We start from the raw sequence: 13,670 nt of genomic DNA on the forward strand, positions 1-13,670 counted from the left end.
TGGTGGTCGCACCTGAGCCGCACATTGAATCCGTACGCCCAGCGACTCCGCGATTATAGCGATTTTTGGCGCAAACGCCAAGCCAGCCGGTAAATGCAGCGTGTCGCCTGCCTTTACCGACCCAAAAATGCGAAATCGGGTTATCCGATCAGCCGGCACCATCCTGCCAGGCCGGAGATCGGTCATGCCGGCTGCGACGCAGCGGCACGCGACTATATATAGTCGAAAGCCATCAGCGCAATACGCCGTGCCGGCAAAAATCGGCGGGATGCCGATCGGGCCGGCACGCCGGCGGCTTTGTGCCGCCGTGCGCCAATATGTATTTAGCGGCTGCGCGTACGACTGCGCTGCTGACGCTGGCCGCCGCCGCGCGGACCGCCGCCGTTGCCGGCGCCTTCGGCCCGATTGCCGTTCGGATTGCGATTGCCGCCGCCCTTGCTGCCGCCACGCTTGGCGCCCGCGCCTTCGCGCTTGGGGCCTGCGCCGTACGACGCGCGGTTGCCGTCGACATCACGGCCGCCACCCGTGCGATTGCCGTCGCGACCACCGCCCGCGCGGTTGCCATCGCGGCCGCCGCCGGCACGATTGCCATAACCCGACGGCGCAACCGGCAGGCTGCCGTAGCCGCTCAGGCCCGGCAGCCCCGGCCCGCCGCGCCGACCGCCGCCGCGACGCGGCTGATCCAGCTGCCCGTGCGCCGTCAGCACCGGCTCGCGGCTGATGAAGCCCATCGATGTCTGCATCGGATCGGGCTGGCGACGCTCGGCCTGGCCGGCACCACCGCGCTTGCCCTTCTCCTCGGACGGTGCCTTCAGGCCGACGGTCGCCATCAGCTTGCGCACCTGCGTGTCGTCGAGCTCCTCCCAGCGGCCGCGCTTCAGGCCGCGCGGCAGCGGAATCGGGCCGTGACGCGTGCGGATCAGGCGGCTCACCATCAGGCCGACCGCCTCGAACATCCGGCGCACTTCGCGGTTGCGGCCTTCGGCCAGCGCGACGTGATACCAGTGGTTCGTACCCTCGCCGCCGCCGTCGCGGATGCGCAGGAAGTTTGCCGGGCCGTCATCGAGCTCGACACCATGCAGCAGCTTCTGACGCATGCCTTCGGCCAGCTCGCCGACGACGCGCACCGCGTATTCGCGCTCGACGCTGTAGCGCGGATGCATGAAGCGGTTTGCGAGGTCACCCGAAGTCGTCAGCATCAGCAGACCTTCGGTATTGAAGTCGAGGCGGCCGACCGCGAGCCACTTCGCCGTCTTCATCGGCGGCAGGCGGTCGAACACCGACGGACGGCCTTCCGGATCCGCGTGACTGACGATCTCGCCCGTCGGCTTGTGGTACAGCAGTACCCGCGGCGGCTTGTTCGGCAGCTTGCGCTTGACCGGCTTGCCGTTGATCCGCACCTGGTCGGTCGGCATGATGCGCTGGCCGATGTGCGCCGGCTCGCCGTTCACCGACACGCGGCCGGCGACGATCAGTTCTTCCATCTCACGGCGCGAGCCCATGCCCGCTTCCGCCAGCACCTTGTGAAGCTTCGGCGCGTCGTCGTCCGGCGACAGCACGCGCTTGTTCGCCGGCTGATTGCGGCCGCGACGCAGCATCGGCGCACGCACGCCGCTACCACCCGCGGAATTGTCGGCGTCGAATGCCGGCGACGTCACGTAGGCGAACAGTTCGTCCTGGGACGCATCGCCTTCCGTCTTCGCCGCACCACCTTCAGCCTTCGATGCGCCGCCGCGACGGCCCTGACCGCCCTGAGCCTTGGGCGCACTTTCGCGCTTGCCGGCCGGCTTGCGACCGCCCTTGGCCGCGCCTTCCTTGCGCGGCGCACGTGCCGGCTGCTGCGCTTCGGCGGCTTCGGCCGGCTGCGCGTCAGCGTCTTCGCCACCCTGCGGCTCGCCTTCGGCGCCCTTCGACTTGGCCGCCGCGCGACGTCGCGCGATCAGGCTGCGCGGGCCTCGCCGCAGACCGCGGCGGGGACGCTCGTCGCCACCCTCGGCCGGAGCGCCCTGCTCCGGTGCATCGTCGGCACGCGCTGCCTGCACGGCAGGCGCGGACGATTCAATATCGTGGATATCTGTCAAAACAACCTCAAAATGTCAGGTCTCGCGCCCGGCGCGGGCGCGGCAAGAAGTTGGCCGCGTTCAGGCGCGACGCTGTTCGGGTTCTGCTTCGTCGTCCGGCAGCGCGTCGACACCGATGGGTGCACTGGCGCTTCGTACGGCATCGGCGAGACTGTCGGACGTGTCGTCCAGCATCTCGCCGTCCGCGGGACGGGAACGGGAGGCGTCGGCCTGGCCAGCCTCGCCGGGCATGTCGCCGGCCGCTTCCGTTCCGTCTCCGGCAACCGCTTCGGCGGCCGGCTTGCGATCTTCCTCGCTCCAATCCGCGCGCAGCGGCTCGGGCTGCACACCGGCCGGCACTACTTCGGCGCCAGCCTGTTCCAATTGTTCCGCTTGCCCGCGATCAGCCTCGAGCGTATCGCGGCTCGCGATTTCCTGCGTCGGCACGACGTCCGCCGCGGAATCGCCCGGCACTCCTGCCGGCTGGCCGGCCGATGCCTCGTCCGCCTGCGGGGCGTCGCCCGCTGCGTCGTCGGCAATCGACATGTCTCCGTCGAAATCCATCGCCTGCTGCGCCAGCAGCGCAGCCTCGATGTTCGCGGCCGGCTCTTCGAGCGCCGGCAGATCATCGAGCGCCTTCAGGCCGAGGTCGTCGAGAAACTGCTTGGTCGTCGCATACAGCGCCGGGCGCCCCGGCACGTCACGATGACCGATCACTTCGATCCAGCCGCGATCCTCGAGTTGCTTGACCACCTGCGTATTGACCGTGACACCGCGAATCTCTTCGATGTCGCCGCGCGTGACGGGTTGCCGGTACGCGATGATCGCGAGCGTCTCAAGCACCGCGCGCGAATATTTCGGCGGCTTCTCGGGATGCAGGCGATCCAGATAGTGACGCATCGCCGGCTTGCTCTGGAAGCGCCATCCGGTCGCCAGCGCCACCAGTTCGACGCCGCGGCCGGACCAATCCTGTTTCAGATCTTCGAGCAACGTGCGGACCGTGTCAGCCGACACGCCGTCGGCAAAGAGCTTGCGCAAATCGCCGAGCTTCAGCGGTTCCTGCGCGCAGATCAAAGCAGTCTCGAGGACGATCTTCGCCTCTTGGGTATTCATGCAGCTAGGCCAGACCCTGTGGTCAAACGAACCGGATCAACAAACAGACGAAAGGAACGGAAGACGCGCTCGCCCGATTCTGATCGGTCATATTGATGGGAGCACGAACCGGGGGCGGCGAACCAACTTCAGGCCAGGCCCAAACCGGACGGAACAGCACGGCTCAACGACGGAACCGCGTGACTGAGCGCCATATTACGCAAAATTGCCCGGTGCGTAAAGATGAGCCGAACCGGCTGCCGCCAGCGCGCCGAATCCGCTCCGGCCCCGCTTCAACGGGTGGCCGTTCCGCGCGCGAGAAAGCTGCGCAGCCGCTCGACGCCCGCGTCGAGTCGTGCCGGATCGCATGCGTAGCACCAGCGCACGAACCCTTCGCCTTCCGGACCGAATGCGCGCCCGGGCGCAAGGCCGAGCCCCGCTTCACGCACCAGCGTCTTGCAGAACGCCAGACTGTCGGCCGCGCCCGGCAGGCGCAGGAACAGGTACATCGCACCCGGCGGCGGCGGCACCTCGACACCCGGCAGCGTGCGCAGCGCGGCAACCAGGTGATCGCGCGCATCACGCAGCGCCGCGACGAACGACCGCACGAACGGCTCGCCATCGTGCAGCGCGACCTCACCCGCGGCCTGCACGAAACCCGGCGCGCACGACGTGTTGTATTCGACGAGCTTCGACAGGTCGCCCATCACCGCTGCCGGCGCGATGAGCCATCCCAGGCGCCAGCCCGTCATCGCCCACGCTTTCGAAAACGAATTCACGACAACGACCCGCTCGTCGCGCGACGCGATGTCGAGGAACGACGGCGCGCCGTCCGCACCGAACGCAAGCCGCTCGTACACCTCGTCGGCAACCAGCCAGATGCCGTGGCGGCGGCAATGGGCGAGCACGGCCTGCTGGTCGTCACGCGACATCGTCCAGCCGGTCGGATTGTTCGGCGAGTTGATCAGCAGCATCCGCGTATCGGGCGTCAGCGCCGCAAGCAGCCGCCCGATCTCGAGCTGCCAGCCTGCCTCGCCATAGCCGAGCGGTACGCATTCGACCCGCGCCCCAAGAATCTTCGGAATCTCGACGAGATTCGGCCACAGCGGCGTAACCGCGACGACGCGCTCGCCCGGACCGACCAGCAACTGCGCGGCCAGCATCAGCGCGCTCACGCCCGAACTCGTCACGGCCACGGTGTCGGCCGCCGTCGCACCGTGACGGGCGCTGACGTAGGCCGCGATTGCGTCGCGCAACGGCGCGGCACCGAGGTTGTGCGTGTAGAAGGTTTCGCCGTCGCGCAGCGCCGCCGTCGCGGCGTCGCGGATGAAGTCCGGCGTCACGCGATCGGATTCGCCGAACCAGAACGGCAGCATGTCCGGCACGCCGAAGCCGGCGTTTGCCACTTCCCGGATCAGCGACGGACGCAGCGCGTGCACCACATCGCGCGCCGCCAGCGCGCCAGACACCGAAAGAGAATCTGCAGAATGCGCCATCGAGCACCACCATCGAGGAACACGATCCGCGTAGTGTACCGGCCCCAAGCCGGACCGACGCACGTCGGTGCGCGTCAGTCGAGGTCCTCCGCCCTCGCCGGCATCTGCCGCACAAGCTCCCAGATCGCCTGAGCGGCAGGCGACAACGACCTGTCGCGGCGGCGCACCAGCTCGACCGTGCGTTCGGTGCGCGGCGTGAGCGGCCGCGCGACGAGGGTCGAGCCGGCCGGCAGCGGCAGCGACAACCACGGCTGCACACTCACACCGACGCCGGCCTCGACGAGGCCGAACACGGTCGCCGAATGCCCGAGCTCCTGCATGACCGTCGCGTTGACACGGTGGGCGGCCAGTGCAGCATCGATCAGCGGCCGGCTTCCCGACGCATGATCGAGGAGCACGAGGCGCTCGCCGTCCAGCGCCGTCCAGGGCACCTCGGCACGCGCCGCGAGCGGATGGTCGGCACGCGCGACAAGGCAGAACGAATCGGTCATCAGCGGTTCGCAGACGAGATCGCCAACCGCGAGCGGCCCGATCACGACGCCGAAATCGACCTCGCTCGACTTCACCTTGCGCAACACGTCGCTCTGCACGTCGTCGCGCAAGCCCAGTGTCACGAACGGGAACTGGCGCTCGCACGACGCAACCACGCGCGGCATCAGCCGGCATGCGATCGTCGGGCTGGCCGCGACGATCACGCGACCCCGGCGCTGCTCGCCGATTTCGCGAATCTCGCGCAGCGTGTCGTCGAGATCGTCGAGCAGACGAGACACACTCGCGATCAGGTTCGCGCCGACATCGGTCAGCTGCACGTCGCGCGTCGTGCGGTCGATCAGCTTCAACCCGAGCTCGGCCTCGAGCTCGCGCACGCAGCGGCTGACCGCGGACTGCGTGAGCCCGATTTCATCGCCCGCGCGACTGAAGCTCCTGAGCCGCGCGACCTCGATGAAGACGCGAAGCTGGCGCAGCGTGACGTTCATTTCCTGACCTCATCAATCGTCGATATCGATGCGCGATTTTAATGCGCGATTCCGGCGTCGATGTGCGAATCAGACACCTGCCCCCATGTTTCGCTGCGGTGCAATACCGATGCGAACGCACGCGGTGCGGGCGAACTGCACAAGATTGGTGATTGTCCCGATTTGCTGGCGGGTTATTTTGGCGTCTTATACGCCCCTAGCTGACTTAGCCGTTAGCTCGCTGCCAAGCGGCTCTCGAGGGAATTACCTCCGACATGGCACGCTTCGTGCATCACCTGGCGCACAGGGCGCAGGTTTCGTCGGACGGAAGAGCAGAAACGCCGCTGCCGGCCAACCGGACGCCCCCACCCGGCACTCGACGATCGAGTGCTTGAAGAGTGCGCGGCGCAGGGCAGCGCACCGGAGTTAGCTTCGCTGAGGTGAGGACATGATGCTGTTCGACGATTTGAGAGATAACGAGTGGGCGCTGGTCGAAGGTCTGTTTTGCTCGGAACCCGCACGGAGTGAGCGGCGCGGCCGCCCCCGCGTGGAAGCCCGCTCGGTGGTGAACGCCGTGCTGTGGGTGCTGTCGACGGGCGAAGGCTGGTCGAAGCTGCCGGGCCGCTATCCGTCACCGCCGACTTGCCGCCGTCGCTTCGACGAATGGCAGGCGGACGGCACGCTCGCCGAAATCGTGAAGCGACTCGGCACGAGCGGCCGGCAGATCTCCCTGCGCGGGCGCATCGGCGCGAGTGCTGCGAAGCCGCCCGCCCCGCCGAGCCGCGACCGGCTGCGCGGCGCCTTCTGGACCAATCCGGAATCCTGGCGCGCGCCCGTCAAGATGGCGTAACGAATGCTCGATCGGGCGGCTTCGGCCGCCCGGTTTCTTTCCGCGACGCGATCTGTTCGCGACGCCTACGGTGCCGTCGATTACCGTTGTCGTGGCGCGATACATCTATTTACCAATATTTACAGCAAGCCTGCACTCCCACGCTTACCTTAGCGACATATCAACAAGCCGCGTGGCTTGAAGGGAGCCCCGCCATGAAACCAATGTCACTGCTCGTTGCATGCGGCATTGTCATTTCCCTGGCGTTGTCCGCTCCAGCCCGCGCCGACGATCGCGCGAAACCGCCCCATCGCCAGCAGGATCACCGGAACACGCTCCGGCAGCCACCCTCCGCCAATCCGCCCGGCCGGCAGACCGTGCCGCGTGGCGACCTGCGCGGCGACATCGCCAGCAATGCGCGAGCGCGCATCGGCTCGCAGCCGTCGGACGTACCGCGTCATCCGTAGTCCTGCCGATGTCAGGATTCACCAAAGAAAATGCCCGCTGCCGGGAACTGCGCCGCATGCGGCGAGTCACAACGTTGCCATGAGCACAGCGTGGCAACAGCAAAAGTATCCGGTCCGCCCGTATCCTCGCGATACGGGCTTTTTTTATCGCCTGCCGCGCGGGCGATAGGTGCGGAGAAATGATCGGCCGCTACAGGCGGCTTTCGAGAATCGCCACGGCACTCGCTTCGCTCAATGCGTAGTCGGCCATGCGGCGATCGGTCCAGGAAAGTAATTTCTCGTCGCGCTCGAGGCGCGAGAACTCGGCTCGGCCGCTTTCGGTCAGCACGGCAATGTCGACCGGTGCGTGAAAGCCCGGCGCAGGGGCGACGGTTTTCTGCCTGACCGTGTCCATCAGCCCAAGCGAACGGAGATACTCGAACACGCCCGGGCGGCGTGCCCACGGTACCTGGCGGTACTGCACTCGTCTCAATGCGTCGAGCACCGCTTCGTTGGAATACGTGGCCATCTCGATTCTTTCTTAAAGTGCAGCGACAATGCGAAGCGGCGCGCCGGGCGGGGTCTCCGCCCGCCGATACCGCCACCGATTCTGGAGGCCGACGTTCGGCGTCGCGTCAGGGCCGGATCGTCAGCCGTCCATAAAAAGACACCATACCCCAATCAAATTGATTCTGTTCGATTCATTTGTACTTCTCTTCATCTGTTTCATGCTCTGCCGCAAGCGGCGGCAAATCATCTCGATGGCCGCCGTTGCGCTGCTCTGGCTGCTCGCGACAGGCTGGCTCACCGCCCCTCTGATCGCGTGGACCGAAGCGGGAGTCGTACCTGTCGAGCACCCGGACATGCATGGGCGGACCACACTGATTCTCATCGGCGCCGGAACACGGCGCACCGATGCCGGGCTGCAGCCCCCGCCTGACGGAGCCGCCCGCATCCACAAGGTCGCGGCGCTCTACCACGCGTGCCGGCAGCAGGCCGCACACTGCACCGTGGTGATGTCGGGCGGCGACCCGCAGCATCACGGAGAAACCGAAGCGGCCGTCTACGGGCGCCAGCTCGTCGCCGAAGGCGTCGCTCCCGCGAACCTCGTTCTGGAACCAGATAGCCGCACAACCTACGAAAACGCGAAATTCACCGCTCCTATACTACGCTCACAGCATGACGACGCGCGCATTCTCGTCACTTCGTCATATCAGATGCGTCGCGCATTGCTCGATTTCCGCCACTTCGGGATCGACCCGCAGCCCGTTTATGCGAACCGCCGGCGCGCGCAAACGGGCTGGCTGCCGCGCTGGCGCAACCTGGCCAACGCCGAACAGGCGCTGCATGAACTGGTCGGTATCGCGCAGTTCCACGTCTATCGATGGCTCGGGTGGTTCTGACTGACGGCTGCGGGAAATCCGAGCGGGAATGATTGCGCCGACGACGATGGCAGGCGCGTGACGATGTGTGCGAAGTGTTGCGCGACTTCAACGGGGCCTTGCGTCCCGCCGCGATCCGATGCACATTGATCCGTCACTTTTGTTACACTCGACACGCACTCGATTGCAGTCGCCAGACAAAACGGCAACACTCGGGTTCATCACCACTTAGCGGAGGTAAAGCAATGAAGAAGACGTCCCTGGCTATCCTGGTAGCGATGTCGGCGCTGACTGGCGCAGCGTATGCGCAAGAGAGCACGGAAATCAAGACGATTACCGATCCGGCCAAGATCTCCGAGATCGAGCAGCGCGCGCAGGCGCTGCAGCAGCAGCAAGCGGCCGATGCCGCACAGCCGGCGATGCAGGAAGAGCATCACCACGGCAAGAAGGCTGCTCACCACAAGGCTGCCGCGAAGAAGGCCGGCAAGAAGGCTGCCAAGGCCGCAGACGCTGCCAGCCAGTAAGTTCGGCGGTACCGCACAAGAAAAAGCCGAATCCGGGCAACCGGGTTCGGCTTTTTTGATTGCGGCGCGCGTGCGCTGTGCTAAAGTCGCGCACCGAATTTTTCCACCCGTGCGCACCCCGGTGCGGAGGACAGCATGAGCAACATTCAACTCGACATCGAGTGGACCGAAGCCGCCACTCGCCAGATCAAGCAACTGATGCCCCGCGGCTCGGCCGACGCGTTCCTCGCGCTGCCGCCGATCGAGTGCCTGCCGATGGAGGGCGACGTGCTCTTCCTCGGCCCGCAAGGCAAACAGCAACCGTTCATCGTCGCCGAGCGCCAGTATCATCACGACGGCGACGCCGACTGGACGATCATCCTGATCCTCGACGTCCCCAACACGTCGCACTGACGCACCCCGCGACCGGACACGTCCGGTCGCTCCACCCGGCTCAAACGAGCTTCGACAGCACGCGGATTTCGGAACGCTCGATCCAGTCCGCGGCCGCTTCGCGATAAGCCAGAATGTGCGCGGAACGCGCATGGGCAGCAAGCGCCTCCTCACTTTCCCAACGCTCGATGAATACGAACCGCGCGGGCTCCTTCAGATCCCGATGCAGGTCGTACTGCAGCGCGCCTGCTTCGTTGCGGGTCGGCTCGACGATCCCTTCGAGCTGGACGCGCAACTTTTCCTCGGCGCCCGGCTTCGCCACGATCAGCGCCACGACTGCAATTTCCGCCATTCCACCCTCTCATCTGGAAAAGTCCGAGAATACGCGAATCGTGTACCGGCTGCGCCGGCTCGGCCCCAGACGACGGCCAAAAAAATAGCCCGCGCTTCAGAGAAGCGCGGGCGAAACCGTCGCCCTACGAGGATAGGCGACGGGGCCATCGGGATCCGCACGCTGGCGCGGATCATCATCAGTTGTGCCGACACTTGTCGCATCGGCATTCGAAGACGTCGATACCGTTGATCGGGCGCTCGCGGCGCACCCCCGGTATCTGACGCCATCCTCCCTGTTTCAACGATTCCAACATATAAAGCAGGTTGCGTGCCAGCCATCACACGCGAACCACCTCATTGATTTATAAGGACAAAATTTATCCGGACGACGATGCTGCATGTGTTCTGCCGCCGTAACACGCGGATGTTACGTAACGTCACGAGAAGGGACCGACCACTCTTCTCATGTGTGCGCGGCGAGCGGCCATGAAAAAGCCCGCCATGTGGCGGGCTTTTCATTGGTGCGGAGAAACCGCGGAAATCAGCGGAGCTGATTCACGAGCAACCCCATGATCTGGCGAGCCGGCGACGATGTGTCGATCGCACCCGAATCGTCAACGACCGCCACGCGTGTCTGGTCGGCCGTGAGCGCCTTCACGTTGACACGGTACTGCTTCGCCTGCTTTTCCTTCTTGCCGTGGAACAGCTGGCTCCAGAAGCCCTGCTCGGCCGAAGTCAGATCCTTCGGATCGACATAACGCACGAAATACAGGCCCTTCGTGCGATCGCGATCGTCGACCGTGAAGTTCGCACGATCGAGCGCGAGACCGACGTGCAACCACGACCGGTCGTACGGCTCGCCAAGCGTGACTTCCGACGGCACGGCCGCGTCGGCCGTATCGTTGCCTTGCGCCGACGTGCGGGAGACGTTTTGCGCGGCAATCGCGGCAGCCGCCTTCGACGACGCATCGGTGTCCGCCTTCTTGTCCTTCGGGATCGTGTTGTCCTTGATGTTCGCGATCGGCGGCTCGCCGTTCTTCGCGCGTTGCTCGTTCTGTGCGAGCACGGCCATCAACCGCTTCAGGTATTCGGTCTCGAGCGCCGGATCGTTCGGCTTCGGTTCCCACTTGCTCGAATCGTTGTTCGCGCCCGTGATCGCCTCACGCATCCCCTTCTGGCTGATGAACACGTAGGTGCCGCCATTCGGCGCCGAATCGAGACGCGTACGGTACTTGTTGCGCTCGGCCGTCACGTACGAGTTGCCCATCGCCTTCGAGATCACGCTGCGGATCAGGCCGTCGTTGATCTGCGGATGGGTTTCGTTCCAGTCGGTTTCCATCACGCCCTTGTCGCGCTGGTCGACGACGAGCAGGAAACCCTGCTCCTGCCAGAAGCGGCGGACCTGCGTCCAGACGTCGGCCGGCTGCTTGCCGTCGATCACGAGCCAGCTCTCGGTGCCGTCGCGCTGGATATGCATGCCGGCCACGGCCGGAGCAACGGTGTCCAGCGCAGGTGCCGCCTGCTGGACCTGCTGAAGCGCGGACAGGGAAGTCGCGCCGCCCTGGGGCGGCAGCGAACGCTGATCGGCCGTCTCGTCGAGCATGTTGGGCGGCACTGCGAGCGACGCTTCCTTCGATTTCGAATCGCTCTTGTAGTCCACTTTCGTGGGCGACGACGTACCGCAACCGGCGACGAGCGCGCCGGTGGCGAGCACTGCAGCGAACCGCATGGTAAGACGAAGATCAGTCATGTTCGGGGAATCCTCTTCCGCTAAATCACGGCGCTTTCCGTGGATCAACCTTGCATTTTACCGGGGCCGCGCCGCGATGTGCAAAAAAGCGACCGGCAAGAAAAAACCCGCGTCAGCCCAAGCTGACGCGGGTTCTTGTCTGGTCGGGGCGAGAGGATTTGAACCTCCGACCACCTGCACCCCATGCAGGTACGCTACCAGGCTGCGCTACGCCCCGAAAGAAAAAAATTATAACAGACAGTTTTCCGATTTAGAACGGGTCACATGCATTTTGTGAACGTTCTTGTGAAATTTTTTGGCGTGACGCCTCCGATGCAGCCAACGACGTGCATGACATGGCGACCTTCGCACCGGCTGCACGGCCCCGCGCATCGCATTCAGCGCTTGCGCGCGAGACAGATGACCGTCAGGCCGGCGACGCGGTTGAAGCGAAACATCGGCAACTCGATCCGGCAGATCGTCTTGAGCAAGCCGTTGACGAACGGATGGTGACGGCGCAATTGCGACGCCGGCTCGCGCGGATGCCGACGCGCCCGCTCACCCAGCCGCAGCGCTGCCGCAAGCGGAAACGTGAGACCGAAATAATAGGCGCCGTGCTCGACGTCGAGCCCCGCGCGGCGCACCACGTCCTCGAGACTGCCGAGCGTGTATCGGCGCTTGTGCTCGAGAAAATCGTCATGGCCGCTCCAGAGGAACTGGAACGCGGGAACCGTGATCAGGAACCGGCTTCCGGAAGGCGCGCCCGCCACATAACGTGCGAGTAACCCGACGTCGTCGTCGACATGCTCGAGCACGTCCATCAGCAACACGAGATCGGCATCGAATCGTTCGACGGAGCGCCGAAAGTGGATGGGCTTGCCGGCCGCCTCCGCGTCGGTATCGTCGGCATAGCTCGTATCGACACACCACGCCTCCGACGCCTGCGTACGCTCGAGCAAGTGCTTCGAGAAGAAGCCGGAGCCTGCACCGACATCGAGTATCCGGTTCGCGCCCGATGCACCCAGGAACCGGCGGATCGCACGCGCCTTCGACGCGTAGTACCAGTGATCGCCCACGCCCGCGCCCAGTACGTCGACTTCCTTGAGATCCATGACGCTTCCCCGTGATGGCTACTTGTACTTTGGTCGATACAGCCACTGTTGCCGATCTTACCTCGCCGCTGCCACCGATCCTACCCGTCGACGACGCACATCCGCTATCGGTACCCCGCATTCCGCCCTAATCGAAAAGGACGATGGCCGATTCGCCGCAAGTCGCTACCGTGCGCTTACCCGGCGCGAGACCGATGCGCGCGGGCCGTCCGCTCGACTGCATGCCGATCGATCCGGCCTGCCCGGCTTTGCCGCGTCGCACGCGAGACAAGAGGCGGCGTCGGTCACCACCGCGGTCGCGACCGCTTGCAACCTTCTCCGACAAAGGACTTTGAATGCATCAGAAAAACGAAATTTCACGTCGACATTTTCTCCGGCTGGGTGCCGGCACGATAGGTGCGGCGCTCGGGAGCGCGTCATTTCTGTCGGCATGCGGAGGCGACTCGATTTCGGTCGCGCCGGTCGCGACGCCGCGGCTGGGTTCCGCTTCGAATTTTCGCGACACGGCCGGCCCGGACGGAACCGGTTATGTAACGACGAGCGGCGCACAGATGAAGAAAGGCGTGATCTACCGGTCATCCGCGCTCGCGTTGTCCGCCGCCGACATCACCACCGTCGGCACGCTCGACATCAGGCAGGTCTGCGACCTGCGAACGCCCGCCGAGATCAAGACGCAACCGGATGCGCCGCTGGCCGGTGCCACATGGCAAAACCTCAACGTGCTCGGAGCCGCCAGCATCACCCCGATCCCGACGACCGGCGCCACCGCGACAGCGTTCATGTTGAGCATGTATCGTGCGTTCGTCACGTCGGACTCCGCGCATGCCAGCTATCGTGCACTCTTCACCGACTTCGCTGCCTCCGGCGAAAACCTGGTGTTCCACTGCACGGCCGGCAAGGACCGCACCGGCTGGGCCACCGCCATTCTGCACACGATCCTCGGCATCTCCGGGCAGACGATACTCGCCGACTACCTGTTGACCAACGCCTACAGCGCGTCGGAAATCTCTGCGTCGATTGCCCAGGCACAAAAAGCCGGCGGGCAAAATGCGGCAGACATGATGACCGCGCTGCAGGGCGCGCACGCTGACTATCTGCAGGCGGCATTCGATCAGGTCACCGCGTCGTACGGCTCGATGACGTCGTATATCGCGAACGGCCTGCAACTCGACCAGACGACGTTGAACGCCATCCGGCAGCACATGCTGGTCTGATCCACCCGCGGGCCGCTTCGACGGGGCCGGATCGCATCTGCGCTTCGATCGGAGCGGCCGCGGTACCTCGTATCCGGCGGAACCCTCACCAGCCAAGGCCTGGGCGGTTTTCCCGGTCGCAACGA

Annotated in this window: 13 protein-coding genes, 1 tRNA gene and 1 pseudogene; 6 read left to right on the forward strand and 9 right to left on the reverse strand. The window is 65.3% G+C overall.

What is annotated here, in order from left to right:
• Window positions 1-323: 323 nt before the first annotated feature.
• The 4 genes from rluB to FOZ70_RS09015 form a co-directional block, all read right to left on the reverse strand.
• Window positions 324-2,081 carry a 23S rRNA pseudouridine(2605) synthase RluB gene (gene rluB / locus FOZ70_RS09000; protein ID WP_021162404.1) on the reverse strand — a complete coding sequence of 586 codons (1,758 nt, stop codon included), beginning with the start codon at window positions 2,079-2,081 and terminating at the stop codon, window positions 324-326.
• Between the two features lie 60 nt (window positions 2,082-2,141).
• Complete coding sequence (scpB, locus tag FOZ70_RS09005) at window positions 2,142-3,173, reverse strand: SMC-Scp complex subunit ScpB (protein ID WP_048020761.1); 1,032 nt, start codon at window positions 3,171-3,173, stop codon at window positions 2,142-2,144.
• Window positions 3,174-3,445: 272 nt separating this feature from the next.
• Entirely contained in the window at window positions 3,446-4,648 is a 1,203-nt protein-coding gene (locus tag FOZ70_RS09010; RefSeq protein WP_059855352.1) for a pyridoxal phosphate-dependent aminotransferase, read from the reverse strand.
• Between the two features lie 74 nt (window positions 4,649-4,722).
• The gene (locus tag FOZ70_RS09015) at window positions 4,723-5,625 is read right to left on the reverse strand and encodes a LysR family transcriptional regulator (RefSeq protein WP_021162406.1); all 903 of its coding nucleotides are present in this window, start codon (window positions 5,623-5,625) and stop codon (window positions 4,723-4,725) included.
• 430 nt (window positions 5,626-6,055) lie between these two features.
• Here FOZ70_RS09015 and FOZ70_RS09020 point away from each other — a divergent pair.
• A pseudogene (locus tag FOZ70_RS09020) lies at window positions 6,056-6,442 on the forward strand (transposase); the annotation flags it as partial.
• A gap of 206 nt (window positions 6,443-6,648) precedes the next feature.
• Window positions 6,649-6,900 carry a hypothetical protein gene (locus FOZ70_RS38010; RefSeq protein WP_060050496.1) on the forward strand — a complete coding sequence of 84 codons (252 nt, stop codon included), beginning with the start codon at window positions 6,649-6,651 and terminating at the stop codon, window positions 6,898-6,900.
• Window positions 6,901-7,090: 190 nt separating this feature from the next.
• Here FOZ70_RS38010 and FOZ70_RS09030 read toward each other — a convergent pair whose 3' ends face one another.
• Entirely contained in the window at window positions 7,091-7,408 is a 318-nt protein-coding gene (locus FOZ70_RS09030; RefSeq protein ID WP_011351791.1) for a hypothetical protein, read from the reverse strand.
• Window positions 7,409-7,565: 157 nt separating this feature from the next.
• Here FOZ70_RS09030 and FOZ70_RS09035 point away from each other — a divergent pair, with 157 nt between their 5' ends.
• The 3 genes from FOZ70_RS09035 to FOZ70_RS09045 all read left to right on the forward strand — a co-directional run bounded on the left by FOZ70_RS09035 (window position 7,566) and on the right by FOZ70_RS09045 (window position 9,178).
• Window positions 7,566-8,282, forward strand: a complete 717-nt coding sequence (locus FOZ70_RS09035) for a YdcF family protein (RefSeq protein WP_059484302.1) — start codon at window positions 7,566-7,568, stop codon at window positions 8,280-8,282.
• 224 nt (window positions 8,283-8,506) lie between these two features.
• Window positions 8,507-8,785 carry a hypothetical protein gene (locus FOZ70_RS09040; protein ID WP_219705597.1) on the forward strand — a complete coding sequence of 93 codons (279 nt, stop codon included), beginning with the start codon at window positions 8,507-8,509 and terminating at the stop codon, window positions 8,783-8,785.
• A gap of 135 nt (window positions 8,786-8,920) precedes the next feature.
• Window positions 8,921-9,178, forward strand: a complete 258-nt coding sequence (locus tag FOZ70_RS09045; protein ID WP_021162409.1) for a hypothetical protein — start codon at window positions 8,921-8,923, stop codon at window positions 9,176-9,178.
• 40 nt (window positions 9,179-9,218) lie between these two features.
• Here FOZ70_RS09045 and FOZ70_RS09050 read toward each other — a convergent pair whose 3' ends face one another.
• The 4 genes from FOZ70_RS09050 to FOZ70_RS09065 all read right to left on the reverse strand — a co-directional run bounded on the left by FOZ70_RS09050 (window position 9,219) and on the right by FOZ70_RS09065 (window position 12,331).
• On the reverse strand, window positions 9,219-9,509 hold the full coding sequence (locus FOZ70_RS09050) for a putative quinol monooxygenase (protein WP_021162410.1): 291 nt from the start codon (window positions 9,507-9,509) through the stop codon (window positions 9,219-9,221).
• A gap of 522 nt (window positions 9,510-10,031) precedes the next feature.
• Entirely contained in the window at window positions 10,032-11,240 is a 1,209-nt protein-coding gene (bamC, locus tag FOZ70_RS09055; RefSeq protein ID WP_021162411.1) for an outer membrane protein assembly factor BamC, read from the reverse strand.
• A gap of 140 nt (window positions 11,241-11,380) precedes the next feature.
• Window positions 11,381-11,457: transfer RNA gene (locus FOZ70_RS09060), tRNA-Pro, on the reverse strand.
• Window positions 11,458-11,617: 160 nt separating this feature from the next.
• A complete protein-coding gene (locus tag FOZ70_RS09065) occupies window positions 11,618-12,331 on the reverse strand; it encodes a methyltransferase domain-containing protein (RefSeq protein WP_021162412.1) in 714 nt (237 codons plus the stop codon).
• 335 nt (window positions 12,332-12,666) lie between these two features.
• Between FOZ70_RS09065 and FOZ70_RS09070 the strand changes: the two genes are divergently transcribed.
• Window positions 12,667-13,545, forward strand: coding sequence for a tyrosine-protein phosphatase (locus FOZ70_RS09070; protein WP_219705599.1), 879 nt, complete (start codon window positions 12,667-12,669; stop codon window positions 13,543-13,545).
• Window positions 13,546-13,670 lie beyond the last annotated feature (125 nt).

The organism is Burkholderia sp. COPS (assembly GCF_019425585.1).
GTDB lineage: Bacteria > Pseudomonadota > Gammaproteobacteria > Burkholderiales > Burkholderiaceae > Burkholderia > Burkholderia cepacia.

Bases quoted from the DNA above. Each gene is read 5' to 3' on its own strand.
- scpB (WP_048020761.1), bottom strand. From the start codon at position 3,173: ATGAATACCCAAGAGGCGAAGATCGTCCTCGAGACTGCTTTGATCTGC.
- FOZ70_RS09010 (WP_059855352.1), bottom strand. From the start codon at position 4,648: ATGGCGCATTCTGCAGATTCTCTTTCGGTGTCTGGCGCGCTGGCGGCG.
- FOZ70_RS09015 (WP_021162406.1), bottom strand. From the start codon at position 5,625: ATGAACGTCACGCTGCGCCAGCTTCGCGTCTTCATCGAGGTCGCGCGG.
- FOZ70_RS38010 (WP_060050496.1), top strand. From the start codon at position 6,649: ATGAAACCAATGTCACTGCTCGTTGCATGCGGCATTGTCATTTCCCTG.
- FOZ70_RS09030 (WP_011351791.1), bottom strand. From the start codon at position 7,408: ATGGCCACGTATTCCAACGAAGCGGTGCTCGACGCATTGAGACGAGTG.
- FOZ70_RS09040 (WP_219705597.1), top strand. From the start codon at position 8,507: ATGAAGAAGACGTCCCTGGCTATCCTGGTAGCGATGTCGGCGCTGACT.
- FOZ70_RS09045 (WP_021162409.1), top strand. From the start codon at position 8,921: ATGAGCAACATTCAACTCGACATCGAGTGGACCGAAGCCGCCACTCGC.
- FOZ70_RS09050 (WP_021162410.1), bottom strand. From the start codon at position 9,509: ATGGCGGAAATTGCAGTCGTGGCGCTGATCGTGGCGAAGCCGGGCGCC.
- bamC (WP_021162411.1), bottom strand. From the start codon at position 11,240: ATGACTGATCTTCGTCTTACCATGCGGTTCGCTGCAGTGCTCGCCACC.
- FOZ70_RS09065 (WP_021162412.1), bottom strand. From the start codon at position 12,331: ATGGATCTCAAGGAAGTCGACGTACTGGGCGCGGGCGTGGGCGATCAC.
- FOZ70_RS09070 (WP_219705599.1), top strand. From the start codon at position 12,667: ATGCATCAGAAAAACGAAATTTCACGTCGACATTTTCTCCGGCTGGGT.